At 63.0% G+C, this 24286-nt stretch carries 20 protein-coding genes; 7 read left to right on the forward strand and 13 right to left on the reverse strand.

Going from position 1 to position 24286, the window contains the following annotated elements; genetic code table 11:
* Positions 1–122: 122 nt before the first annotated feature.
* Together AOQ71_RS20210 and AOQ71_RS20215 are read left to right on the forward strand one after the other, a co-directional pair.
* Positions 123–2342 (forward strand): acetate--CoA ligase family protein, encoded by a 2220-nt coding sequence (locus tag AOQ71_RS20210; protein WP_057749888.1) that lies wholly within the window; start codon positions 123–125, stop codon positions 2340–2342.
* A 147-nt stretch (positions 2343–2489) separates the two neighbouring features.
* The gene (locus AOQ71_RS20215) at positions 2490–3320 is read left to right on the forward strand and encodes an MlaD family protein (RefSeq protein WP_057749891.1); all 831 of its coding nucleotides are present in this window, start codon (positions 2490–2492) and stop codon (positions 3318–3320) included.
* Positions 3321–3328: 8 nt separating this feature from the next.
* Here the strand turns inward: AOQ71_RS20215 and AOQ71_RS20220 are convergent, their stop codons facing one another.
* The 8 genes from AOQ71_RS20220 to urtA form a co-directional block, all read right to left on the reverse strand.
* The gene (locus AOQ71_RS20220) at positions 3329–4369 is read right to left on the reverse strand and encodes an aliphatic amidase (RefSeq protein WP_057749893.1); all 1041 of its coding nucleotides are present in this window, start codon (positions 4367–4369) and stop codon (positions 3329–3331) included.
* 43 nt (positions 4370–4412) lie between these two features.
* The gene (locus AOQ71_RS20225; RefSeq protein WP_057749897.1) at positions 4413–4787 is read right to left on the reverse strand and encodes an FmdB family zinc ribbon protein; all 375 of its coding nucleotides are present in this window, start codon (positions 4785–4787) and stop codon (positions 4413–4415) included.
* Positions 4788–4964: 177 nt separating this feature from the next.
* Positions 4965–6194, reverse strand: a complete 1230-nt coding sequence (gene fmdA / locus AOQ71_RS20230; RefSeq protein WP_057749900.1) for a formamidase — start codon at positions 6192–6194, stop codon at positions 4965–4967.
* Positions 6195–6221: 27 nt separating this feature from the next.
* Positions 6222–6911, reverse strand: coding sequence for an urea ABC transporter ATP-binding subunit UrtE (urtE, locus tag AOQ71_RS20235; RefSeq protein WP_057749903.1), 690 nt, complete (start codon positions 6909–6911; stop codon positions 6222–6224).
* A 192-nt stretch (positions 6912–7103) separates the two neighbouring features.
* A complete protein-coding gene (gene urtD / locus AOQ71_RS20245) occupies positions 7104–7859 on the reverse strand; it encodes an urea ABC transporter ATP-binding protein UrtD (RefSeq protein ID WP_057749908.1) in 756 nt (251 codons plus the stop codon).
* A 10-nt stretch (positions 7860–7869) separates the two neighbouring features.
* A complete protein-coding gene (gene urtC, locus AOQ71_RS20250) occupies positions 7870–9012 on the reverse strand; it encodes an urea ABC transporter permease subunit UrtC (RefSeq protein ID WP_057749911.1) in 1143 nt (380 codons plus the stop codon).
* A gap of 18 nt (positions 9013–9030) precedes the next feature.
* The gene (urtB, locus tag AOQ71_RS20255) at positions 9031–9957 is read right to left on the reverse strand and encodes an urea ABC transporter permease subunit UrtB (RefSeq protein ID WP_057749914.1); all 927 of its coding nucleotides are present in this window, start codon (positions 9955–9957) and stop codon (positions 9031–9033) included.
* A 129-nt stretch (positions 9958–10086) separates the two neighbouring features.
* Positions 10087–11346, reverse strand: coding sequence for an urea ABC transporter substrate-binding protein (gene urtA / locus AOQ71_RS20260; RefSeq protein WP_057749917.1), 1260 nt, complete (start codon positions 11344–11346; stop codon positions 10087–10089).
* Positions 11347–11517: 171 nt separating this feature from the next.
* On the opposite strand from urtA, the gene AOQ71_RS20265 reads away from it, so the two are divergent.
* Positions 11518–14889 (forward strand): hybrid sensor histidine kinase/response regulator, encoded by a 3372-nt coding sequence (locus AOQ71_RS20265; RefSeq protein ID WP_057749920.1) that lies wholly within the window; start codon positions 11518–11520, stop codon positions 14887–14889.
* Positions 14873–15799, forward strand: a complete 927-nt coding sequence (locus AOQ71_RS20270; RefSeq protein ID WP_057749923.1) for a response regulator — start codon at positions 14873–14875, stop codon at positions 15797–15799. Before AOQ71_RS20265 ends, AOQ71_RS20270 begins: the two co-directional genes overlap by 17 nt.
* Positions 15800–16017: 218 nt before the next feature.
* On the opposite strand, the gene AOQ71_RS20275 is transcribed toward AOQ71_RS20270, so the two are convergent.
* Complete coding sequence (locus tag AOQ71_RS20275) at positions 16018–17520, reverse strand: flavin-containing monooxygenase (protein ID WP_057749925.1); 1503 nt, start codon at positions 17518–17520, stop codon at positions 16018–16020.
* A gap of 123 nt (positions 17521–17643) precedes the next feature.
* Entirely contained in the window at positions 17644–18402 is a 759-nt protein-coding gene (locus AOQ71_RS20280) for a S1 family peptidase (RefSeq protein WP_057749929.1), read from the reverse strand.
* A gap of 85 nt (positions 18403–18487) precedes the next feature.
* Here AOQ71_RS20280 and AOQ71_RS20285 point away from each other — a divergent pair, with 85 nt between their 5' ends.
* Positions 18488–19123 (forward strand): HAD-IA family hydrolase, encoded by a 636-nt coding sequence (locus AOQ71_RS20285; protein ID WP_057749933.1) that lies wholly within the window; start codon positions 18488–18490, stop codon positions 19121–19123.
* A 120-nt stretch (positions 19124–19243) separates the two neighbouring features.
* On the opposite strand, the gene mtnA is transcribed toward AOQ71_RS20285, so the two are convergent.
* The 3 genes from mtnA to AOQ71_RS20300 form a co-directional block, all read right to left on the reverse strand.
* Positions 19244–20353 carry an S-methyl-5-thioribose-1-phosphate isomerase gene (mtnA, locus tag AOQ71_RS20290; RefSeq protein WP_057749938.1) on the reverse strand — a complete coding sequence of 370 codons (1110 nt, stop codon included), beginning with the start codon at positions 20351–20353 and terminating at the stop codon, positions 19244–19246.
* A gap of 30 nt (positions 20354–20383) precedes the next feature.
* Positions 20384–21259: an S-methyl-5'-thioadenosine phosphorylase gene (locus tag AOQ71_RS20295; RefSeq protein ID WP_057749943.1), complete on the reverse strand. Its 876-nt coding sequence runs from the start codon at positions 21257–21259 to the stop codon at positions 20384–20386.
* Between the two features lie 135 nt (positions 21260–21394).
* The gene (locus AOQ71_RS20300; RefSeq protein ID WP_057749945.1) at positions 21395–21667 is read right to left on the reverse strand and encodes a phosphopantetheine-binding protein; all 273 of its coding nucleotides are present in this window, start codon (positions 21665–21667) and stop codon (positions 21395–21397) included.
* A 360-nt stretch (positions 21668–22027) separates the two neighbouring features.
* Between AOQ71_RS20300 and AOQ71_RS20305 the strand changes: the two genes are divergently transcribed.
* On the forward strand, positions 22028–23245 hold the full coding sequence (locus AOQ71_RS20305; RefSeq protein WP_057749948.1) for an acyl-CoA dehydrogenase family protein: 1218 nt from the start codon (positions 22028–22030) through the stop codon (positions 23243–23245).
* Positions 23246–23284: 39 nt separating this feature from the next.
* On the forward strand, positions 23285–24265 hold the full coding sequence (locus tag AOQ71_RS20310; RefSeq protein WP_057749951.1) for an amino acid--[acyl-carrier-protein] ligase: 981 nt from the start codon (positions 23285–23287) through the stop codon (positions 24263–24265).
* Positions 24266–24286: the final 21 nt, after the last annotated feature.

Consider the following 24286-nt stretch of genomic DNA (forward strand, 5'->3'; position numbering starts at 1 on the left):
ATCGACGGCCCCCGACATCAGCGCGGGCGCTACCCACTCTTTAATATCGAATGCGGAAATGACTCACAGGCTCTACGATCAGCTGACGCGCCGCCAAGAAGAACAACAGGTGAGGTCACGCCATGGAAGCTCAGGTCTCAGTCGCGTCGGTTCCTGGCCGTCCATGGTCGCCACCCCCCGACGCCGCCGACATCGTCAAGCGCATCCACGCCATGCTGCATCCACACAACATCGTGCTGGTGGGTGCGACCGATAAGCCGGGCAATTACGCCGAGCGCATCTGGAACAATCTGGTCAAATACGGCTTCGAGGGCGGGCTCTACCCTGTCAACGCCAAGCGCGAGAGCATCTGGGGCGTCACGTGCTACAAGGACTTTGCGAGCCTCCCGGAAAAGCCCGACCATGTTCTCGTGCTGGTGCCCGCGCGCTTTGCCGTGCAGGTGATCCGCGACGCCGCCGCTGCCGGCGCGCGGTCCGCGACCATCGTCACCTCGGGTTTCAGCGAATTGCAGGATGAGGAGAGCCAGAGGCTCGCCGCCGAGTTGCAACAAGCGGTGCGCGAGACGGGGCTCGCCGTCACCGGTCCGAATTGCCTCGGCAATTTGAGCGCCGGCGAAAAGCTCTTCACCAATATCGACGACCGAACCGTCACCATGGAACAGGGCGCGGTGGCGATCGCCGGGCAGTCGGGCGCCATCGTCATGGCAATCAGGCAGGCGCTGGAAGATCGCGGCGTTGGTGTCGGCTACATGGTGACAACAGGCAACGAGACCGGGCTCGAGACACCGGACCTGATGCGCTATTTCGCCGAGGATCCGACTATCAAGGTGATCGTGGTCTATCTCGAGGGCGTGCGCAATACCAGAGCGTTTCGCGATGCCTGCAAGGCCGCGCGCGCCGCCAGCAAGCCGGTCATCGCGCTCAAGCTCGGGTCATCGGAGGGCGGCCGCGCCGCGGCGATGGCACACACCGGCGCGCTCGCGGGCTCGATCGAGACATTCGATGCGATTGCAACGCGCGAAGGCGTGATCCGCGTCGCCGGGCTCGACGAGCTGATCGAGACCACCGAATGCTTCGTCCATGCCACCGTGCCCAAGGGCGACCGGCTCGCGGCGGTGACCCTGTCAGGCGGCAAGCGCGGCATGCTGATCGATGCCTTCTTTGCACAAGGCCTGAATTTCGCGCCGCTCAGCCCGCATGTCAGCCGCGAGCTCAGCAAGATGCTCGGACCGGGCTCGATCGTGGGCAATCCGCTCGACGCCGGCTTTGCCGCGGTGGTTGATCCCTCCGTCTACATGAAGTCGATCAAGCTGATGATCGACGATCCCGATATCGACATCGTCATCGTCGACGCCGAGTTTCCAAAGGCGCCGCACGAGCAACGCGAGCGGAACTTGCGCATCGTCAACGAGATGGCGGGCCGGGCCGGAAAGCCCGTGATCTATATCAGCGCGATGTCGATCGGCTTCACCGAGTTCACCAAGGACTTGCGCAAGTCGCTGCCGCATCTGACGGTGATGCAGGGCATGGACCGCGCGGTGACCGCGATCAAATCACTGCTCGCCTATGCGAAACTGCGCAAGGAAGTGCCCGACATCGTCTCGAGTTCGAAGCCGGCAGCACGCGCCTTGCTGGAGAAGACGCTGAAGTCGGCGCACGGCGCCGCGCTCGACGAAGTCGCGTCGAAGAAGCTTCTGAAGGCCTATGGCATCCCGGTCTCGAAGGAGGGAATTGCGCAGACCGCCGCAGAAGCCGCGGACATCGCCAGGCAGATCGGCTTTCCGGTCGTGGCAAAGGTCGTCAGCGCCGAGATCCTGCACAAATCCGACATCGGCGGCGTGGTGCTGAACCTCAACAGCGCGGCCGAGGTGAAGCAGGCGTTCGCTGACATCACCGCGCGGGTGAACAAGCTAAAGGGCAGGCCGAAACTCGACGGCATCCTGATCGCACAGCAGGTCAAGGCCGATCTCGAGCTCGTCGTCGGCGCCTCGCTGGATGCCGAGATGGGCCCCGTCGTGCTGTTCGGCACCGGCGGCATCGATATCGAGCTGATGAAGGACGTGGCGCTATCAGGCGCACCGCTCGACCAGGCCGAGGCGCGGCTTTTGATCGGCCGGACCAAGGCCGGCGTCAAGATGCGCGGCTATCGCGGCAAGCCGGCGCTGCACGAGGCCTCGGCCGTCAAGGCGCTGGTCGGCCTGTCCAATCTGATTGCGGATGCCGGCGACCGGATTGCCTCGATCGACGTCAATCCGTTCCTGATCAATGCCAGAACCGGGGTCGCGGTCGACGCGCTGATCGTGCTGAACAATGCCGCCGCCAAACGCGCCGCTGGGCATTGAATTCGCGTAGGGCGGATTAGCGCCAGCGTAATCCGCCAATTTGCACGCATGTCGGTAGCAGACGGCGGGTTACGCTTCGCTAACCCGCCCTACGTACCATTGCGGCTCCTTCCAACTCCCCGCTTTGGTCGTAAAATCGCTACCCTAATGGCACGCGCGAGCAATCTTGTGATCGGAACGGCGACGCTGACGGCGATCGCCGTCGCGTTCGGCGGCCTGCTCGGCGTGCAGAAATGGCGCGCCAGCCAGAGCCGCAGCCAACTCCGCGTCGTTTTCGAAGGCGGCTCCGCGAGCGGCCTGCGCCGCGGCGGTCCGGTCAATTTCGACGGCGTGCCCGCCGGCCAGATCCTGTCGATCAAGCTGGAAAGTCCGCGCAAGGTCGTGGCGCTGGTGTCGCTCGACAACACCGCGCCGATCCGCAAGGACACGGTGGCCGGCATCGAGTTCCAGGGCCTCACCGGCGTTGCCGCGGTCTCGCTGATCGGCGGTGCCCCGTCGGCGCCACCGGTGCCGCTGGACTCGGACGGCATCCCCGTGCTGACCGCCGATCTCAGCGACGCTGAATCCATCGTCGACACGCTGCACAGCGTCGACCGCACCATCGTCAGCAACGCACCTGCGATCAAGGACGGCCTGCGGACGTTCGAAAACTACACAGCCGATCTCGGCGCCAAGGGCGAGGAGATCGACGCCGTGATGCTCAAGGTCGACACTGCATTTGCCGGCTTCGACAAGGCGGTCTCGAAAATCGAGGGTGCGGTGCCGGGTTTCGTCGACGGCAAGGCCGACGAGCTATTCGAAAAGGTGAAGGGGCTGCACGAGCTCGCCGACACCATGAAGAAGAAATCGGCAAGCTTCCTCGAGGAGACCCGTCGCTCGCTGCTCGACGTCAGCGAAGCCGCCAACAAGATGAGCGGGCTGCCTGCGCCCGCTGCGGCCCCGCGCCCGCCACGCAAACCGGCGCAGCCGAAGCGATAGGTCTACCCCTAATAGTTGCTCGGCGCGCCCTCGTTCGGGATGCCGTCGATTGGGCATTCGGCGGTGCCCGGCGTGGCGCGCGTCATGGCCTCGACCATGTCGCGGGTACCCTCGGGGTCCTTGATCCAGTTCTTGTAGAAATCATACGGGCAGGCCGCGACGCCGCGCGGGCTGTCGCCGGAATTGATCATGCCGGTGTAGCCGCGATGGACCAGCTTGTAGAGATGGTTCTGCGACTGGCCGTTGCGGCGCGCATCGCGGATCAGGTGTTTCGAGAGCTGGGCGTATTGGATGCCGTAATCCTCCTCGCCACACTCGCCGAGCGTACGGCCATCGAAGCCGATGATCGCGGAATGGCCGAAATACGAATACACGCCGTCGAAGCCGGCGGCGTTGGCGACCGCGACATAGACATTGTTGGCCCAGGCCATCGCCTTGGAGATCATGACCTGCTGCTCCTTGGCCGGGTACATGTAGCCCTGGCAGCGCACGATCAGCTCGGCGCCCTTCATGGCGCAGTCGCGCCAGATCTCCGGATAATTGCCGTCGTCGCAAATGATCAGGCTGACCTTGAGGCCTTTCGGGCCTTCGGAGACATAGGTGCAATTGCCGGGATACCAGCCTTCGATCGGCACCCACGGCATGATCTTGCGATATTTCTGCACGATCTCGCCCTTGTCGTTCATCAGGATCAGCGTGTTGTAGGGCGACTTATGCGGATGCTCCTCGTGGCGCTCGCCGGTCAGCGAGAACACGCCCCACACTTTCGCCCTGCGGCAAGCCTCGGCGAAGATCGCGGTTTCCTCGCCCGGCACCATGGACGCCGTCTCGTACATCTCCTTGGAGTCGTACATGATGCCTTGGGTGGAATACTCAGGAAAGATCACGAGATCCATACCGGGCAGGCCGACCTTCATGCCGACGATCATGTCGGCGATCTTGCGGGCGTTGTCGAGCACCTCGGCCTTGGTGTGCAGGCGGGGCATCTTGTAGTTGACCACTGCGACGCCGACGGTGTCGTTGCTGCTGGAAATATCGCCGTGAAGCATGTTGAGCGCTCCTGTACTTTATTTGATTGATGTTGGCGTGGCGTTAGTGGCTGATCATCCATGGCCGCGCGGTGGGAAAGCCCTTGGCGCCGCTCTTGGTCTTGGTCACCAGCCGCGCCGGCTTCTTGTCCGTGGAGCTCTTGTCCTTCACGGTCCTGCCCGACGAGCAGCAGCCGCAACCGGGGCCATGCGAGGCCTTGTATTGCGCGAGCGTTTGTGGCGCATGCGAGCTGCGCTCGTTGACGGCGTGGGCCTTGCGCTTGTCCGCCGGCATGCAGAAGAAATTCGGCGCGGTCAGGATCACGCGCGGCGCCGATGCCTCGCAATGCGGGCAGTTTTGCGGATCGTCGCACTCCGCCATCGGGCGGAGGTCCTTGAAAGGTCCGCAGTCGTCACAGAGATATTCGTAGACCGGCATCGTGTTGTCCTTCGTGTTCTTTGATCCGCCATCCTGAGGCGCTCTGGATGGGGCGCGTTGCGCCTGATCTAGAGCCTCGAAGGATGTACGGCCGAGATGCAGCCGAGCCGTCGTCCTTCGGGGCTCGCCTCGCCTTGCAAGGCGAGCACCTCAGGATGACGGGGATAGAACGCACGATCATTTGTCCGGCGAGATCGGCATCTTGATATCGCCGGTGATGTGCTTGATCGGGCCCGCCGCCGAAGGCATCACGTCGAAGTCGAAGATCTCGGTCGGCAGCCACAGGGTGGCGCAGGCGTTGGGCACGTCGACCACGCCGGAGATGTGGCCCTGGCACGGCGCGGTGCCGAGGATCGAATAGGCCTGGGCGCCGGAGTAGCCGAACTTCTTCAGATACTCGATGGCGTTGAGACAGGCCTGGCGATAGGCGATGTGGACATCGAGATAATGCTGCTTGCCGGCCTCGTCGACCGAGATGCCTTCGAAGATCAGATAGTCCTTGTAGTTCGGCGTGATCGGCGACGGCTTGAAGATCGGGTTCTTGATGCCGTATTTCGACATGCCGTCCTTGATCACCTCGACCTTGAGATGCAGCCAGCCGGCCATCTCGATCGCACCGCAGAAGGTGATCTCGCCATCGCCCTGGCTGAAATGCAGATCGCCCATGGAGAGACCCGCGCCGGGCACGTAGACCGGGAAGTAGATCTTCGAGCCGCGCGAGAGATCCTTGATGTCGCAATTGCCGCCATGCTCGCGCGGCGGCACGGTGCGCGCACCCTCGGCGCCGATCTTGGCCTTGACGTCGCCCTTGGCACGGCCGCCATGGGCGGTCGCCGCGAATGGCGGGTTGGCCAGACCAGGCACGCGAGTCGGGTTGGTCGAGATCAGCTCGGCCTCGCGCTTGTTCCAGGTCTCCAGCATCTTCGGATCGGGCAGGCAGCCGATCAGGCCGGGGTGGATGAGCCCTGCGAAATTCACGCCGGGCACGTGGCGCGATGAGGTGTAGAGGCCCTTGATGTCCCAGATCGACTTTTGCGCCAGCGGGAAATGGTCGGTCAGGAAGCCGCCGCCATTCTGCTTGGAGAAGAAGCCGTTGAAGCCCCAGAGACTCTCCTTCATCGGGCCGACGTCGAGCAGGTCAACAACCAGGAGATCGCCGGGTTCGGCGCCCTTGACGCCGATCGGACCGGACAGGAAGTGCACAATCGACAGGTCGATGTCGCGCACGTCGTCGGCGGAATCGTTGTTCTTGATGAAGCCGCCGGTCCAGTCATAGGTCTCGATGATGAAATCGTCGCCGGGATTGACCCAGGCCACGATCGGGATGTCTGGGTGCCAGCGATTGTGCACCATGTCATTTTCGTAAGCCGACTTGGTGAGATCGACCTTGATCAGTGTCTCTGGCATCGAGATGCTCCCCTTTACTACGGTTGGTTAGACGGACAGATATTTCGAGACCTGCGCGGCATCGACGGCATCGCGCGGGTCGTCACGCACGATCTCGCCGTTCTCGATCACCAGCACGCGGTCGGCGATATCGAGCGCGAAGCTCAGGACCTGCTCGGAGACGACGATCGACAGCCCCTTTTCGTCGCGGATGCGTTTCAGCGTCCGCGCCATGTCCTTGATGATCGACGGCTGGATGCCTTCGGTCGGCTCGTCGAGCAGCAGCACCTTCGGCTTGGTCGCGAGCGCCCGCGCAATCGCGAGCTGCTGTTGCTGACCGCCGGAGAGATTGCCGCCGCGGCGGCCCTTCATCTCCAGCAGCACCGGAAACAGCTCATAGATGTCGCCTGGCACTTCCGATCCGCCGGAGACGACGAGGCCGGTCTCGATGTTTTCCTTCACCGTCATGGTGGAGAAGATCATGCGGCCCTGCGGCACATAAGCGAGGCCCTTGGCGACGCGCTCATAACTCGGCAGACCGCCGAGTTCCGCGCCGTCCATGGTCACCGAGCCGCTTCTGGCCGGCAGGATGCCCATCAGCGATTTCATCAGCGTGGTCTTGCCCATGCCGTTGCGGCCCATGATCGCAACGATCTCGTTGGGCGCGACCTTGACGTTGAGCCCATGCAGCACCTCGCTTTGGCCGTAGGCGACGTGAAGATCGGAAATTGCCAGCATCGTCGTGCTCCTAGGCTCGGTGTTCCTTCACCTCTCCCCACCGGGGAGAGGTCGCTTCGAAGGCGCGGGTGAGGGGGTGCAGGTCCCCCGAGAGAGCGGAACCCCTCACCCGAATTGCTGCGCAATTCGACCTCTCCCTACGGGAGAGGTGAACCGTCATTGCCGCAACAGACTCGACCAACTTCATCATCGTCAGTGCCCCAGATACACTTCGATGACCTTGGGATCGTTCTGCACTTTCTCCATGGTCCCCTCGGAGAGGATCTGGCCCTGGTGCAGCACGGTGACCTTGTGCGCGATGTCCTCGACGAACTTCATGTCGTGTTCGATCACCAGCACCGAACGGTTCTTGATGATGCGGTTGAGCAGCTCGGCGGTCTTGGCACGCTCGGACACGCTCATGCCGGCGACGGGCTCGTCCAGCATCAAGAGGTCCGGATCCTGAATCAGGAGCATGCCGATCTCGAGCCATTGCTTCTGACCGTGGCTGAGCAGGTCGGCGCTCATGTTCAGCTTGTCCTTCAGGAAGATCATCTCGGCGACCTCGTGGACGCGATCACGTACGGCGGCATCGCGGGTGAAGGTCAGCGCGCCGAACACCGAGCGTCCACGCGGATAGGAGATCTCCAGATTCTCGAACACCGTGAGATCGTCGTAGATCGACGGGTTCTGGAATTTGCGCCCGACACCGGCCTTGACGATCTCGTTCTCCTTCATCCGCGTCAGCTCCTTGCCGCGGAACTGGATCGAGCCTGAGGTCGCTTTGGTCTTGCCGCAGATCAGGTCGAGCACGGTGGTCTTGCCGGCACCGTTCGGGCCGATGATGACGCGGATCTCGTTTTCGTCGACATAGAAGGAGAGATCGTTGACTGCCTTGAAGCCGTCGAACGAGACAGTGAGAGCTTCGACCGCGAGTAGAAATTCCTTGGGCTGGTGTCCTATGAGCATGATGATCTCCTCACTCCGCCGGGGCGCCGTCGGCGACCGAGCCGTCCGTCCAGCCTTCGGGCTTGGGTTTGCGCGAGGCGATCAAGCGCTCGATGCGCGGCTGCACGTAGTCGCCCCAGATCCCGGCAAGACCGTTCGGGAATGCGAGCACCACGGCAATGAACAGACCGCCGAGACCGAACAGCCACAATTCGGGGAAGGTTTCCGACAGGCTGGTCTTGGCGAAGTTCACCAGCAGCGTGCCGTAGATCGCACCCAGGATCGACAGCCGGCCGCCGACCGCGGTGTAGATCACCATTTCGATCGAGGGCACGATGCCGACGAAGGACGGCGACATGAAGCCGACATTGAGCGCGAACATGGCGCCGCCGACAGCGGCGAACACAGCGGCGATGCAGAAGGCGAAGATCTTGAAATTGGCGACGCTGTAGCCGGAGAACCTGACCCGGTCCTCCTTCTCGCGCATCGCGACCAGAATGCGCCCGAGCTTGGAGTGCCGGACGAACTGCGCGATCATGATGCAGACGAACAGGCAGCCGACCTCGAAGAAGTACAGCGCGATCTTGGCGTGATCGGGCCGGATGTCCCATCCTTTCAGGGTGCGCAAATCGGTCATGCCGTTGATGCCGCCGGTGTAGCCCTGCTGGCCCACGATCAGGATGGTGAGGATGGCCGCAACCGCCTGGGTGATGATGGCGAAGTAGGTGCCGCCGACGCGGCGCTTGAACATCGCGGTGCCGATGATCAATGCGAAGATGCCGGGCACCAGGACAATGGCCGCGACGGTGAAGGTGAGGCTGTGGAACGGCTTCCAGAAGAACGGCAGCGCGGTCAGCTGATTCCAGTCCATGAAATCAGGGATACCCGGCGTCGACTGGATCTTGGTGTTCTCCACGCTCGAGGCTTCGAGCTTGAGGAACATCGCCATGCAGTAGCCGCCGAGCCCGAAGAACACGCCCTGGCCGAGGCTCAAGATGCCGCCATAGCCCCAGCAGATGACAAGGCCCAGCGCAACGAAGGCGTAGGTCAGGTACTTTGCGACCAGGTTGAGCCTGAAGACATCGAGCGTGAGCGGCAACACCGCGACCAGGAACACCGCGAGCACCAGAATTCCGATCAACTCTGATCGATTGAAGAACCTGTTGTCGGTCATTGCATCAGCCTCACATTCTCACTTGCGGACCTTGAGGGCGAACAGCCCCTGCGGCCGCAGCATCAGGATTCCGACAACGGCAAGTAGCGTCAGCACCTTGGCCATCGAGCCCGACATGAAGAACTCGAGGGTGGATTGCGTCTGCGAGATCGAGAAGGCCGAGGCGATGGTGCCGAGCAGGCTGGCGGCGCCGCCGAACACGACGACAAGGAATGTGTCGACGATGTAGAGCTGCCCCGAGGTCGGCCCGGTCGACCCGATCATGGTGAAGGCGCTACCGGCGACGCCCGCGATGCCGCAGCCGAGGCCGAAGGTGTAGCGGTCGACCTTCTCGGTGTTGATGCCGACGGCGCCAGCCATGATGCGGTTCTGCACCACCGCGCGGACCTGGCGGCCCCAGCGCGATTTGAACATGACATAGGCGACCACGATGGTGATCAGCACCGTCAGGCACATCACGAATACGCCGTTGATGGGGACTTCGATGCTGGAAGTGACCTGCAACGAGCCGAGCATCCATTGCGGCAGCTCGACGCCGACCTCGCGCGCGCCGAAAACGGAGCGATAGGCCTGCTGCAACATCAGGCTGAGGCCCCAGGTCGCCAGCAGCGTGTCGAGTGGACGCTTGTAGAGGTGACGTATCAGCACCCATTCTACCAGCATTCCCAGCGCGCCTGAGGCGAGGAAGGCGAGGATCATGGCGAGGAAGAAGTAGCCGCCGAACAGACCAGGCATGTAGGCCTGGAACAGATTGGAGGTCATCCAGGTGACGTAGGCCCCGAGGATCATGAACTCGCCATGGGCCATGTTGATGACGCCCATCTGGCCGAAGATGATCGCAAGCCCGAGCGCCATCAGCACGTAGACCGAGAACAGGATCAGTCCTGCAAAGCCCTGCATGACGAAGATGGAGCCAAGGTCACCAAGCGAGTAGTCGCCGAACATCAATGTCCTCCGTCAGGGAATAGGGTCCCGCGTCGCGCGCAAATGCGCGACGCGGGGTCTTGGGCATGGACTTGCAATCCACGCCAGGGAGAGGCTTGAGCTTGAGGGGGTTGCGGGAGAGGCCGCGACTTATTGGTAACCCTTCGGGAACGGATCCGGCTCGACGAGATCGGCGGTCTCGTAGATCAGCTCGAACTGGCCATCGAGCTTGGCGCGGCCCACGCGGGTCTTCGACCAGAGGTGATGGTTTTCGTGGATGCGGACATAACCTTCCGGCGCGCCCTTGAACTCGACGCCGGGCGAAGCCGCAGCGATCTTGTCGACGTCGAAGGAGCCGGCCTTCTCGACCGTCAACTTCCACAGCCACGGGCCGAGATAGGCAGCCTGGGTGACGTCTCCGATCACGGTCTTTTCGCCCCACATCTTCTTGAACGCGGGCACGAAGGCCTTGTTGTTGGGATTGTCGAGCGACTGGAAGTACTTCATGCAGGCATAGGCGCCCGCGATGTTCTCGCCGCCGATGCCGTCGATTTCGTCCTCGGTAACCGAGATGGTGAGCAGCGGCTGCTTGGCGAGATCGATGCCGGCAGCCTTGAGCTGCTTGTAGAAGGCGACATTGGAGCCGCCGACGACGTCGGTGAAGATCACGTCGGGCTTGGTCAGCTTGATCTTGTTGATGACCGAGTTGAACTGGGTGTTGCCGAGCGGGTAGTACTCCTCGCCGACGACCTTGCCCTTCAGCACGTTCTCGACGTGCTTGCGCGCGATCTTGTTGGAGGTGCGCGGCCAGATGTAGTCGGAGCCGATGAAGAAGAAGGTTTTCGCGCCCTTTTCCTTGGCGATCCAGTTGAGGCCGGCGAGGATCTGCTGGGTCGCTTCCTGGCCGGTGTAGATCACGTTCTTGGACTGCTCGAGGCCTTCATAGAAGGTCGGGTAGTAGAGCATGCCGTTGTACTGCTCGACGACCGGCAGCACCGCCTTGCGCGAGGCCGAGGTCCAGCAACCCATGATCGCCGCAACCTTATCGTTCACGAGCAGCTTCTTCGCCTTCTCGGCGAAGGTCGGCCAGTCGCTGGCGCCGTCTTCCTGGATGAACTTGATCTTGCGTCCGAGCACGCCGCCGGCGGCGTTGATCTGCTCGATGGCGAGCTTTTCGGCCTCAATCGAACCGGTCTCGGAGATCGCCATGGTGCCGGTCGCCGAATGCAGGATGCCAACCGTCACCTCGGTGTCGGTGACCGCGAGACCGGTGGTGTTGACCGCCGAGGTCGCCGGGGTCTGCGCAAACGACGTCCGCGGCAGCATCGTGATGGCAGGGACGGCCGCCATTCCCATCAATAGTTTGCGCCGAAGCGGCGACAACAAGCCCTTGTTGGTTTCGTCTGACATGAGCACCCCACTGTTTGTTCGAGGACACGCGATTGGTGTCGTGAGGATGGCTCGAATTTGTGCACCGCAAGCATACGCAAGATCGCGTATACTGCACCGCAAAATACCGACGTAGGCTTTTGGTACGGGATTTGCGAGGGCTCCGGGTCCGCATCGGGAGTGGGGTAAAGCGTGGCAGGGCGGCAGCGAATAGACCGCGTCAGGCGCCAGTACAACCAATGGGTCGCCAACCAGACGCTGGAAGACTACGCGCTGCGCTTCACCGCCAAGAGCGCGCGACGCTGGTCCGCCGCCCGCGTCGCCAACACCGCGATCGGCGCGATCTCCTTCCTGGTGCTGGAGGCGATCGGCGGCACCATCACCCTCAACTACGGCGTGAGCAACGCTGCATCCGCAATTCTCGTCGTCTCCGCCATCATCTTCTGCTGCGGGGTTCCGATTGCCTACTATGCCGCCAAATGCGGCATCGACATTGACCTCCTCACCCGCGGCGCCGGCTTCGGCTATATCGGCTCGACCGTCACATCGCTGATCTACGCCTCCTTCACTTTCATCTTTTTTGCGATTGAAGCGGTGATCCTGGCAACCGCGCTGGAGATGTGCCTCGGGATTCCCCGCCCGATCGGCTACCTCATCAGCGCGATCGCGATCATTCCGCTGGTGACCTACGGCATCACGCTGATCAGCCGCTTCCAGCTCTGGACGCAGCCGCTCTGGGTCGTGCTGCACATCCTGCCCTTTGCCGCGATCGCGTGGGCCAACCCGCACTCTTTCACGGAATGGCACAAATTCGCCGGCGACCACGGCGATCTCGGCGGCCATTTCGATCTGTTGCTGTTCGGCGTCGCATCCTCCGTCGTATTCTCGCTGGTGGCGCAGATCGGCGAGCAGGTCGACTTCCTGCGATTTCTGCCGCGCGACCGTCGCACCTCCAAGGCGTCGTGGTGGATCGCGCTGATGAGCGCGGGGCCGGGCTGGATCGTGCTCGGTGCGCTGAAGCTGCTGGCGGGGTCGTTCCTCGCCTTTTTTGCGCTCAGCCACGGCGTGCCGCCCGAGGAAGCCGCCGAGCCCGCGCACATGTATCTGGTGGCGTTTCGCTACGTGCTGTCGGATCCGGATCTTTCACTGGCGCTGACCGGCTTCTTCGTGGTGTTGTCGCAGATCAAGATCAACGTCACCAACGCCTATGCCGGCTCGATCGCCTGGTCGAACTTCTTCTCGCGCCTGACGCACAGCCACCCCGGACGCGTGGTGTGGCTGGTGTTCAACGTGATGGTCGCGCTGTTGTTGATGGAGATCGGCGTCTACAAGGCGCTGGAGCAGACGCTCGCGCTCTATTCCAACGTCGCGATCGCCTGGGTCGGCGCGCTGGTGTCCGACCTCGTCATCAACAAGCCGCTCGGCCTCCGTCCGCCGCAGATGGAGTTCAAGCGGGCGCATCTCTACGACATCAATCCGGTCGGCGTCGGCGCGATGACTCTCGCGATCATCGTTTCCATCGCGGCGTTCTACGGCCTGTTCGGCCCGACCATGAAGGCACTCGCGGCCTTCGTTGCGCTGACGGTGGCTTTCGTCACCGCGCCGATCATCGCTTGGCTCACGGACGGAAAATTCTACATCGCCCGCAAGCCGAAGCGGAGCTGGGCCAATATCGAGGCGATCCAATGCTGTATCTGCGAGCACAGCTTTGAGGCGGAGGATACCACCTCCTGCCCGGCCTATGCCGGCCCGATCTGCTCGCTATGCTGCTCGCTCGATGCGCGCTGCCACGATCTCTGCAAGCCGCATGGGCGCGCGCAGGTGCAGTTCTCCGAGGCGCTCGGCAAGATCCTGCCGCAGCCGATCTATCAGCGCATCAACTCGCAATTCGGGCACTATATCGGTGTCTTCGTGGTCTCCGCAGGCCTCGTCGCGCTGGTGCTCGGGCTGATCTATCTGCAGACCTCGGCCAGCGTGCATGGCGAGAACGCGCTGGTCTCCAACGTGCTGTGGAAGGTGTTCTTCTCGCTCAGCATCATCATCGGCGTGGTCGCCTGGCTGTTCGTGCTGGCGCAGCAGAGCCGCCGCGCCGCGGAGGCCGAGACGCGGCGGCAGACCGCGCTGCTGATCCAGGAAATCGACGCGCACAAGCGCACAGACGCCGAGCTGCAGCGCGCCAAGGAGGTCGCCGAATCCGCCAACCTCGCCAAGAGCCGCTATGTCGTGGGACTGAGCCACGAGCTGCGCTCGCCGCTGAACGCGATCAGCGGCTATGCGCAGCTGCTGGAGCAGGATGCGTCGCTCAATACAAAGCCGCGCGATCAGGTCCGCGTGGTCCGTCGCAGCGCCGACCACCTCTCCGGCCTGATCGACGGCATTCTGGATATTTCCAAGATCGAGGCTGGCAGGCTCTATCTCTCCCGCGACGAAGTCCGCCTGAGCGAATTCCTCGATCAGCTCGTCGGCATGTTTCGCCTCCAGGCCGGCGCCAAGGGCATCGACTTCGTGTTCCGGCGTCCGGCTACACTGCCGACAGTGGTCTATGCCGACGAGAAGCGGCTGCGCCAGGTGCTGATCAACCTCCTCTCCAACGCCATCAAGTTCACCCAGACCGGCAGCGTGCAGTTCGTGGTCCATTACCGCAGCCCGGTTGCCGAGTTCGAGGTGATCGACACCGGGCCCGGCATCCAGAGCGACGATCTTGAACGCATCTTTGCACCGTTCGAGCGCGGCGCGCTCGGAGTCTCGCAGCCGCAGACGGGCACAGGGCTGGGGCTCACCATCAGCCGGTTGCTCGCCGGCGTGATGGGCGGCGACATCAAGGTCACCAGCACCGTCGGCCGCGGCAGCACCTTCAAGGTGAAGATGCTGCTGTCGGAGGTCACCAATCCCAGGCGCACCGCGCCGGTGGAGGCGCCAATCTCGGGCTATCACGGCGCGCGCAAGACCATCCTCATCACTGACGACGACCCGGTTCATCGCGATCTCCTGCGCGAGGTGCTGACGCCGCTCGGATTCATCCTGCTGAGCGCCGGCGACGGTCCCGGCTGCCTCGCGCTGGCCAAACATTGCCGGCCCGATCTGTTCCTGCTCGACATCTCGATGCCGGCCATGGACGGCTGGACCGTCGCGGAACAGCTGCGCGCCGACGGTCATCACCAGGCCCGCATCCTGATGGTGTCGGCGAGCGCGCTGGAGGCGCACGGCGCGCCGCTGGCACAGCCGTTCCACGACGGCTATCTGATGAAGCCGATCGACATTCCCCGATTGCTGGAAACCATTCGACAGCTGCTCAAGATCGAATGGCAGTACGGCTCCGACGAGACGGCCGTGCCGTTGTGGCGGCCGGAGAGCGGCTCGCGCCCCCCGGTCAGACACATCGAGGCGCTGATCGGGCTCGGCCAGATCGGCTACGTCAAAGCCATCCAGCTCAAGCTGGACGAGATCGGCAGCGAACACCCTGAACATGCCGACTTCGTCGCGGAAATGCGATCGCTGGTCGATCGCTTCGACCTCGACCAATACATGAGAACATTGAAAAACCTGCATGCTTATGAGCATTGAGCCGAAAAAGCGCGACGTCGCGCTCGTTGTCGACGACTCGCCGGAGACGCTGAGGCTGCTGACCGACGCGCTCGACGGCGCCGGGATGACAGTAATGGTCGCGCTCGACGGCGCCAGCGCGATGCGCATCGTCGACCAGATCACGCCCGACATCGTGCTGCTCGATGCCGTGATGCCGGGCATGGATGGATTCGAGACCTGCCGGCGACTCAAGCGCGACACCGGCCTTGCCAATGTGCCCGTGATCTTCATGACCGGCCTCGCCGAAACCGAGCATATTGTGCGCGGACTGGAAGCCGGCGGGGTCGACTACGTCACAAAACCGATCGTGATCGAGGAGATGCTGGCGCGCATCCGCGTCCATCTCGGCAATGCGCGGCTGACGCAGAGCGCGCGCGCCGCGCTCGACGTCTCCGGCCGCTTCCTGTTCGCAGTCAACCGTCAGGGCCACATCCTCTGGGCAACGCCGCAGGCCCAGAAGCTTCTCGCCGATCACCATGGCATGCAGACGGACGACTTCGTCCTGCCGCCGTCGCTGCTGCAATGGCTGGAGCAGGCGAAGGGCAAGGGCAGCGCGAAGTCGCAGACCGCTTCGCTGCCCGACAATCCGCAGCTCCGCTTCTACTACATGGGCGAAACCGCTCCGAACGAGTTTCTGCTGCGGTTGTCGAAAGAGGCCGGCACCGCGCTGCCGCCGGAATTCACCAGCGAGCTCGGCCTCACCACACGCGAGGGCGAGGTACTGGCCTGGCTCAGCAAGGGCAAGACCAACCGCGACATCGCGCAGATTTTGGGCCTCAGCCCGCGCACGGTCGACAAGCATCTGGAGCAGATCTACGCGAAACTCGGCGTGGAGAACCGGACGGCGGCGGCAGCAATCGCGACGAATGCGACAAGGAGGAATTCGTAAGCCTATCAGGACTGAGTTGGAACGCTAGCGCCTAACAACCGGTGTCGTCCCGGCGAAGGCCGGGACCCATACCGCGTGATCGCTCGACTTTTGAAAGCTAGTCGTACCGGACAACGAGCCTTCGCAAAACGACTCCCTGGGGTTATGGGTCCCGGCCTTCGCAGGGACGAGGGTGGAGTGCGGAGCGGACGCTCTCGCCCGACACATCAAGCCCCCCCTCACCCATATACAAACGCCTTGTCATCCAGATCCGTCTTCGGGATATCGTTCTTCTCGGTCCAGTAATCCTGGCTGTGCTGCCATTCCGGCTTGTCGCCACGCTTGGGCAGCAGGTTCATGTTGCGCATGATATAGCCGGGATTGAAGTTTTCCGGATCGATCCAGGGCAGGATCGGCATGTTGTGATCTTCAGGCCGCAATTTGACCTCGACCTTCTTCGCCCCCTTCGCCTTCATGTGACCGAGCAGGCGGCAAACAAAATCGGCGACCAGATCGACGCGCAAGGTCCAGCTCGCGCGGAAATAGCCGAACACCCAGACCATGTTCGGCACGCCCGTGAACATCATGCCACGATAGGTGACGGTGTCGCCGAAAGCGAGCGGCTTGCCGTCGATCTCGAAGGCGATGTCGCCGAGCGCCGAAAGATTGAAACCGGTCGCGGTGACGATGACATCGGCCTCCAGCAACTTGCCGGACTTGAGCTGGATACCGTTCTCGACGAAGCATTCGATCTCGTCGGTGACGACCGAAGCCTTGCCGCTGGCGATGCCCTTGAACAAATCGGCATCGGGCACGAAAGCGATGCGCTGCCGCCACGGCCGGTAGCTCGGCGTGAAATGCGTCTCGACGTCGTAATCAGGACCGAGCACCGCGCTGATCTGGCCGATCAGCTCCTTCTTCACCTGCTCGGGCTTGGCCAGACAGAGCTTCGTGAATGCGTCTTGCTCGAACAGGATCTTGCGCCGGACAATCTCGTGGATCCAGGCTTCATCGACCTGAAGCCGGCGCAATTCCTCGGCGATCTCGATGGCGTTGCGCCCGAGGCGGAAATAGGTTGGCGAGCGCTGCAGCATGGTGACATGCGCGCAGTCGTCCGCGATGTTCGGCACCAACGTCGCAGCCGTCGCCCCCGAGCCGATCACCACGACCCTCTTGTCCTTGAGGTCGATGTCGTCAGGCCAGGTCTGCGGATGGACGATGCGCCCCTTGAAGCGGTCCATGCCCTTCCATTCCGGCGTGTAGCCTTCGGAATGGCGATAGTAACCCTGACACATCCAGAGGAAGTTTGCGGTGAAGGTCCTTGCCTCGTCGGTATCCGTCGTCACCGCCTCGATGGTCCAGAGATTCCGCTCGCTCGACCAGCTCGCCGACATGATCTTGTGCTTGTAGCGAATGTGGCGAGCGATATCGTTGTCGTCGATCACCTCTTTCATATAGGCGAGGATCTCCTCGGCGGTGGCGATCGGCGGCCCGACCCAAGGCTTGAAGCTGTAGCCGAAGGTATGGAGATCGCTGTCCGAGCGAATGCCGGGATAACGATGCGTGGTCCAGGTACCGCCGAACGTCGCCTGCGTCTCCAGGATGACGTAGCTGGTGCCCGGCAGCTGCTTTTCGATGTGATAGGCACTGCCGATGCCGGAGATGCCGGCGCCGACGATCAGCACGTCGAAATGTTCTGAGACCTGTTGAGTGGCGGCGTGACTGCGAACAGCGACATTCATTTTTGCTTCTATGCCTTTGTCATTTTCAGGCCGCCATTGCTTGGCGACGCGTTTCCTCCGCGACGGGCATGGTTGCCAACCGCGCTTCCCTTGCAAAATGACATAGATCAAGTCGCGATCAAACTACAACGCCGCGCCCCAGCTCCGCGCCGTCTGCAGGATCCAATCGCGATAGAGCGTCAGCGGCGTGACACCGGTCAATCCGCCGCAGCCCGCGGCATTATTCGGCCCTGTCGACCAGCTGATGACCCCGACAAGCACCGCGCCACCAGGCTTGTCCTCAAACACGGGACCACCGGAATCGCCGGTGCAAGCGCCGATTCCGTCGCGAACACCGTTGGTTACCGGATCGACCAGACGGATCTGGAACGTGCTGGGCTGGCCGGTAACAACGAGGCCCGCAACGCGAATCGTGCCGCCACTCTTGCCGTCGCCGCGCACGGTGACGCCGATCCCGGCGATGGTGAAGCGACTGCCGACCTGGACTGGAATAGTTGGCGCTCCGACCGGCACCGCCGATTTTCCCTTGAGTGGAATTTCCAGTTGCAGCAATGCCACGTCGGCCGTGGCGCGATGCGCCAGCATTGCCTGCATGTTGAAGCCCGGATGGATCGCAACGGTGCGCACGTTCAGCAGTTGCGGCTGACCGTCCGCGCCTCGCTCGACGATCTTGTAGTCTGCGCCCGGCTGCACGCAGTGCGCGACCGTGAGCACAAGCATCGGAGCGATCAAGGTGCCGGTACAGAAATTGCCGCGCGAGCCGACGATGGTGACAACCGCGCGCGCAACGCCTTCCGTCTGCGGCGTGCCGCCGCCGACGATGGCATGACCGGGCGTCGTAACCAGCAGCGCGGATATGGCGAATATGGCAAGCTTCTTCATGGAACAGGTTCGGGTATCGGCAGGACTGGTCCTTGCCGATAGCGCATGCTAGCCGTCTTGGAAAGCAATTGACGAGGGCGGGACATTGGCGATCGAGGCGGTGATCTTTGATTTTGGCGGCGTGTTGACGAGCTCGCCGTTCGAGGCGTTTACGCGGTTCGAGACCGAGCGTGGCCTGCCCGTCGACATTATCAGGCGCACCAACGCGGCCAACCATTTGGAAAATGCCTGGGCCAAATTTGAGCGCGCCGAGGTCGACGTCGAGACATTCGACAAATTGTTCGCGGCGGAATCACTGGCGCTCGGCGCCGAAGTGCGCGGCCGCGACGTGCTGCCGCTGCTCCAGGGCGATCTCCGCCCCGAGATGGTCAAGGCGCTGAAGCGCATCAAGGCCGGGTTCAAGACCGGCTGCATCACCAACAACCTTCCGGCCAACGCCATCGGCAGCATGACCGGGCGCTCGCTCTATGTCGCCGAGGTGATGGTGTTGTTCGACCACGTCATCGAATCCGCCAAGATCGGCCTGCGCAAACCGGACCCGCGCATCTACCAGTTGATGGTCGAAACGCTGCAGGTCGATCCGAGGAAATGCGTCTATCTCGACGACCTCGGGGTCAATTTGAAGCCCGCGCGCGAGATGGGCATGACCACGATCAAGGTGACGAGCGGGGCGCAGGCGATCGCGGAGCTCGAGGCGGCGACGGGGTTGAAGCTGGGATAGTCTATCATCCTCGTCATTGCGAGCGCAGCGAAGCAATCCAAGGTCTTTCCGCGGAGGGATTCTGGATTGCTTCGCTGCGCTCGCAATGACGGGTGTGGCGAGACATCGCTTGAATATAGCCTACTCTGCCGCGGCAGCGACGCGCTCGGGGAACGCAGCCGCGAGCGAAGCACGATCAGGTTTCAGCACGCCGCGCTCGGTGATGAGGCCCGTCACGAGGCGCGCTGGGGTCACATCAAAGGCGTAATTCGCAACAGGCGAACCTTCCGGCACGATGCGCACGGTCTCGAGCCGGCCATCGGCCGTGCGGCCGGTCATGTCCGTAACCTCGGCTCCGCTGCGCTGCTCGATCGGGATATCCCTGATGCCGTCATTCACCGCGAAATCGATCGTCGGCGACGGTAGCGCGACATAGAACGGCACGTTGTTGTCGTGCGCTGCGAGCGCCTTCAGATAGGTACCGATCTTGTTGCAGACGTCGCCATTGGCGGCGACGCGATCGGTGCCGACGATGGCGAGATCGACCATGCCGTGCTGCATCAGATGGCCGCCGGTGTTGTCGGGGATCACGGTGTGCGGCACGCCGTGATGGCCGAGCTCCCACGCGGTGAGCGAGGCGCCCTGGTTGCGCGGACGGGTCTCATCGACCCAGACATGGATCTTGATGCCGCGCTCATGCGCGAGATAGATCGGTGCGGTTGCCGTGCCCCAATCGACAGTCGCGAGCCAGCCGGCGTTGCAATGGGTCAGCACGTTGACGGTCTCGCCCGGCTTCTTCCTGGTCACGCTCGCCTCGATCAGCTTCAGCCCGTTGCCGGCGATGCCGCGGTTGATCTCGACATCCTGTTCGACGATCTCGTCAGCGCGCGCATAGGCCGCTTCCGCCCGTTCGACCGGATCGATCGGCGCGAGCGACGCGCGCATCTCATCGAGCGCCCATTTCAGATTGATCGCGGTCGGCCGCGCCACGACCAGCGTATCGTAGGCGCGCTTCAGTCCGGCGTCGGAGGCGTCCTCGCGCATCGCCAGCGCCATGCCGTAGGCGGCGGTGGCGCCGATCAGCGGCGCGCCGCGCACCAGCATGTCGCGGATCGCGACCGCCGCGTCCTCGCATGAGGTCAACCGCGCAACGACGAACTCATGAGGTAGTCGGCGCTGATCGATCGCACAGACCGACCAGCCGTCGCGCTCGCGCCAGATGCTGCGGAAATGCTTGCCGTCGACCTTCATGGCGTACTGCCTTTTCGTTCTTGTTGCGTCTCAACCGCGCAGGATGCGTCCGGCCACCGCATCGAGCTTCTTCAACAGCTCTGGGTCGCGCGCCTCGGGCGCGGTGATCAGCGCGGTGTCGAGCGCCCGGTCCGATCCGATCGGGCACGGCTCATGCTCGCGCGGGAAATCCCTGGCCAGCCTTGCCACGAGTGACTTTGCCTTGTCGGCGTTCGAGGTCAGCACGCGGATGATGTCCTGCACGGTGACGGCGTCGTGATCGGGATGCCAGCAATCGAAATCCGTTACCATCGCCACGGTCGCGTAGCAAATCTCCGCCTCACGCGCGAGCTTGGCCTCGGGCATGTTGGTCATGCCGATCACGGAATAGCCCAGCGTCTTGTAGGTCATGCTCTCCGCATAGGTGGAGAATTGCGGGCCCTCCATGCAGACATAAGTGCCGCCGCGCGCGATCGCGATACCCTCGGCCTCGGCCGCTGCGGCGAGATGAATGCGCAGCCGCGGCGAGACCGGATGCGCCATCGAGACATGCGCAACACAACCCTTGCCGAAGAACGAGCTCTCGCGCTTGTGGGTACGGTCGACGAACTGGTCGACCAGAACGAAGGTGCCGGGCGGCATCTCGTCCTTGAAGGAACCGCAGGCCGAAAGCGAGATCAGATCGGTGACACCGGCGCGCTTCAGCACGTCGATATTGGCGCGGTAGTTGATGTCGGAGGGCGACAGCCGATGACCTTTGTCGTGGCGCGGCAGGAATACGATCGGCAGGCCCGCGATGGTGCCGCGCCGCACCGGGGCCGACGGCTCGCCCCAGGGGCTTTTGATCACCTCTTCGCGTGCGCCCTCCAGACCCGGCAAATCGTAGATGCCGGAGCCGCCGATGATGCCCAATACCGCCTGTGTCATGCCTACTCACCCCTGTCCGCCGCGTGCGACATGGTTAAGCTATGCCAGTTTTGCGGCGAATTTGGAACGGGGGTGTGGGGGCGGAGCGTGACAAGCCTAGGCGCTTGCCACACGTTCAGTGTCATCCCGGCGAAGCTAAGCCGCCGCCGCCAACTTCAGCTGCGTCGCGACCATGCGTTCCAGCGTCTCGACCGACTGGAAATTCTCCGGCGTGATCTCCGTCTGCGGAATGGTGAAGTCGAACTCGGCTTCGACACCCAGCATCAAATTGACCATGTCCATCGAGGTCAGGCCGGCATCGACGAGCTTCGTCGACGGCGTGACGTCAGCGCTGAGCGAGTTCTGCTCGAGGATGCCCTTCACCAGCTTGATGATGCGGTGACGCATGTCGGTGTCGAAGGCCTGCATGGTTAAATTTCCCGTCTGTCCACAATCGATCGAACCCGTCGCCCGGTACGATGGGCGCGACGGGTCGATCTCACAATGGGCGCGACCAATACTTCGCGTTTCTTAGTAAACGATGACTCAGATTGTCGGGAATTTGGGCTTCTTCCAGAACCCTAACGCGATCGCGGAAATCCGGGGGATGCGAAAAACCGGCCTTTAACTGTTCGTTCCGAATTGCGGTCCGTTTACCCTGTATTTCATCGACGAATTTGAATTAAATCCGTAGCCTCGTCTCACAAGCAAAGATGGTCGGAGGATCTCTTTCAGCGACATCGCGAATGATGCCGGCGATCCCGAACGACAAAGCGGAGGCGGACGAGTATGAACGTGCGTGAAGCAGTCCAGACTTTCGACGAAACGCGGCCGAGCCTTTTCGAGCATGGCCCTTCCCTGATCGAGCGCGCAGCGCGCACCGCCAGCGTGGCTGCGGCCGAGGCCGACGGCGTCGACCGAGACGCCAGCTTCCCGCACAAGGCATTCGATACCGCGCGTGAGCAAAAACTGCTCGGCGTCATGATCCCGGTCGAGTTCGGCGGCTTCGGCGCCTCAATCCATGACGTCACCGACATCTGCTACACGCTCGGGCGCGCCTGCGCCTCGACCGCGATGATCTACGCGATGCATCAGACCAAGGTCGCCTGCATCATCAGGCATGGCCATGGTATCCCCTGGATGGAAACCATGATGCGCCGGGTCGCCCGCGACCAATGGCTGCTCGCCTCTTCCACCACCGAAGGCCAGAACGGCGGCAACATTCGCGCCAGTGCGGCCGCGGTCGATCACGCCGGCGATACTGTCTCGCTGGTGCGCGACGCCACCGTGATCTCCTACGGCGCACAGGCCGACGGCCTCGTCACCATCGCCCGCCGGGCCACCGATGCGGCTGCTTCCGACCAGGTGCTGCTGGCACTCGCCAAGGATGACTATTCGCTGAAGCAGACGCAGGGCTGGGAAACGCTGGGCATGCGCGGCACCTGCTCGACCGGCTTCGAGCTCAAGGTCGACTGTCCTGCCGATCGCGTCTTCCCGGAAGCCTATGACAAGATCCACGCCCAGACCATGACGCCGTTTGCACATCTGTGTTGGTCATCGACCTGGGCCGGCATTGCAGCTGCCTCGGTGACGCGCGCGCAGGCTTTCGTCCGCAAGGCCGCCCGCTCTTCCGGTGGCCAGATGCCGCCGGCTGCCGCGCACTTCACCGCCGCAAAGATGTCGCTGGCCAAGCTGCGTGCTTTGATCGCTGCCAATCTCGATGCTTTTGCCCGCGCCGAGCATGACGAGCGCGCGCTCGGCTCGCTCGACTTCCAGTCCTCGATCACGCTGCTGAAGGTGCAGGCCTCCGAGCTCGCGGTCGAGACCGTGATGCATGCGATGCGTACCGCAGGCCTCGCCGGCTACCGCAACGACGGCGAGTTTACCATGGGCCGCCACCTGCGCGACGTCCTGTCGTCACCCATCATGATCAACAACGACCGTATCCTGGCCAATGCCGCCACCTCGACGCTGATGAGCGGCGTGCCGGCGAGCCTTCGTGACTAATTCAACAAGAACAAATTTGAGATAACAGGACATCGGACCATGAACATTGCCGTCCTCCCCGATTCGCCCGAGACCGCGCCTGACATCGCGGATCCGCTCGATCATCTCGCCGACAAGCTGTTCCACCGCATGGGCGCGGACGGCGTCTATGCGCGCACCGCGCTCTATGAGGGCGTCGTCGAGAAGCTCGCCGCGCTGATCACCAGCCATCGCGAAGCCGGCACCGAGGTGATGCGCTTTCCGCCGGTGATGAGCCGCGCCCAGCTCGAGAAATCCGGCTACCTCAAGAGCTTTCCGAACTTGCTTGGCTGCGTCTGCGGTCTGCACGGGACCGAACGCGAGATCAACGCCGCGGTGAGCCGCTTCGACGCCGGCGGCGATTGGACTTCGTCGCTCTCGCCCGCCGACCTCGTGCTGTCGCCGGCCGCCTGCTATCCGGTCTATCCGATCGCGGCGAGCCGCGGACCCCTGCCCAGGGGTGGCCTGCGCTTCGACGTCGCAGCCGATTGCTTCCGTCGCGAGCCATCGAAGCATCTCGACCGGCTGCAATCGTTCCGGATGCGCGAATATGTCTGCATCGGCACGTCCGATGATGTCGCCGATTTCCGCGAGCGCTGGATGGTGCGCGCGCAGAAGATTGCGACCGATCTCGGCCTTTCTTTCCGCGTCGACTATGCCAGCGATCCCTTCTTCGGCCGCGTCGGCCAGATGAAGGCGGTCAGCCAGAAGCAGCAGCAGCTCAAATTCGAGCTGCTGATCCCGCTGCGCTCGGAGGAGCAGCCGACCGCCTGCATGAGCTTCAACTATCACCGCGAACATTTCGGCACGACCTGGGGCATCCAGGACGCCAACGGCGAGCCTGCCCACACCGGCTGCGTCGCCTTCGGCATGGATCGTCTCGCCGTCGCCATGTTCCACACCCACGGCACAGATCTTTCCGCCTGGCCCGCCAAGGTGCGGGAGATGCTGGGTATCCAGCCGCAAATCGCGGCCGACGCCCACGGCGAAGGTTGGCGCTAAAACAAGAGGCTTCCTATTTCT

This window comes from Bradyrhizobium manausense (assembly GCF_001440035.1).
Classification (GTDB): Bacteria; Pseudomonadota; Alphaproteobacteria; order Rhizobiales; family Xanthobacteraceae; genus Bradyrhizobium; species Bradyrhizobium manausense.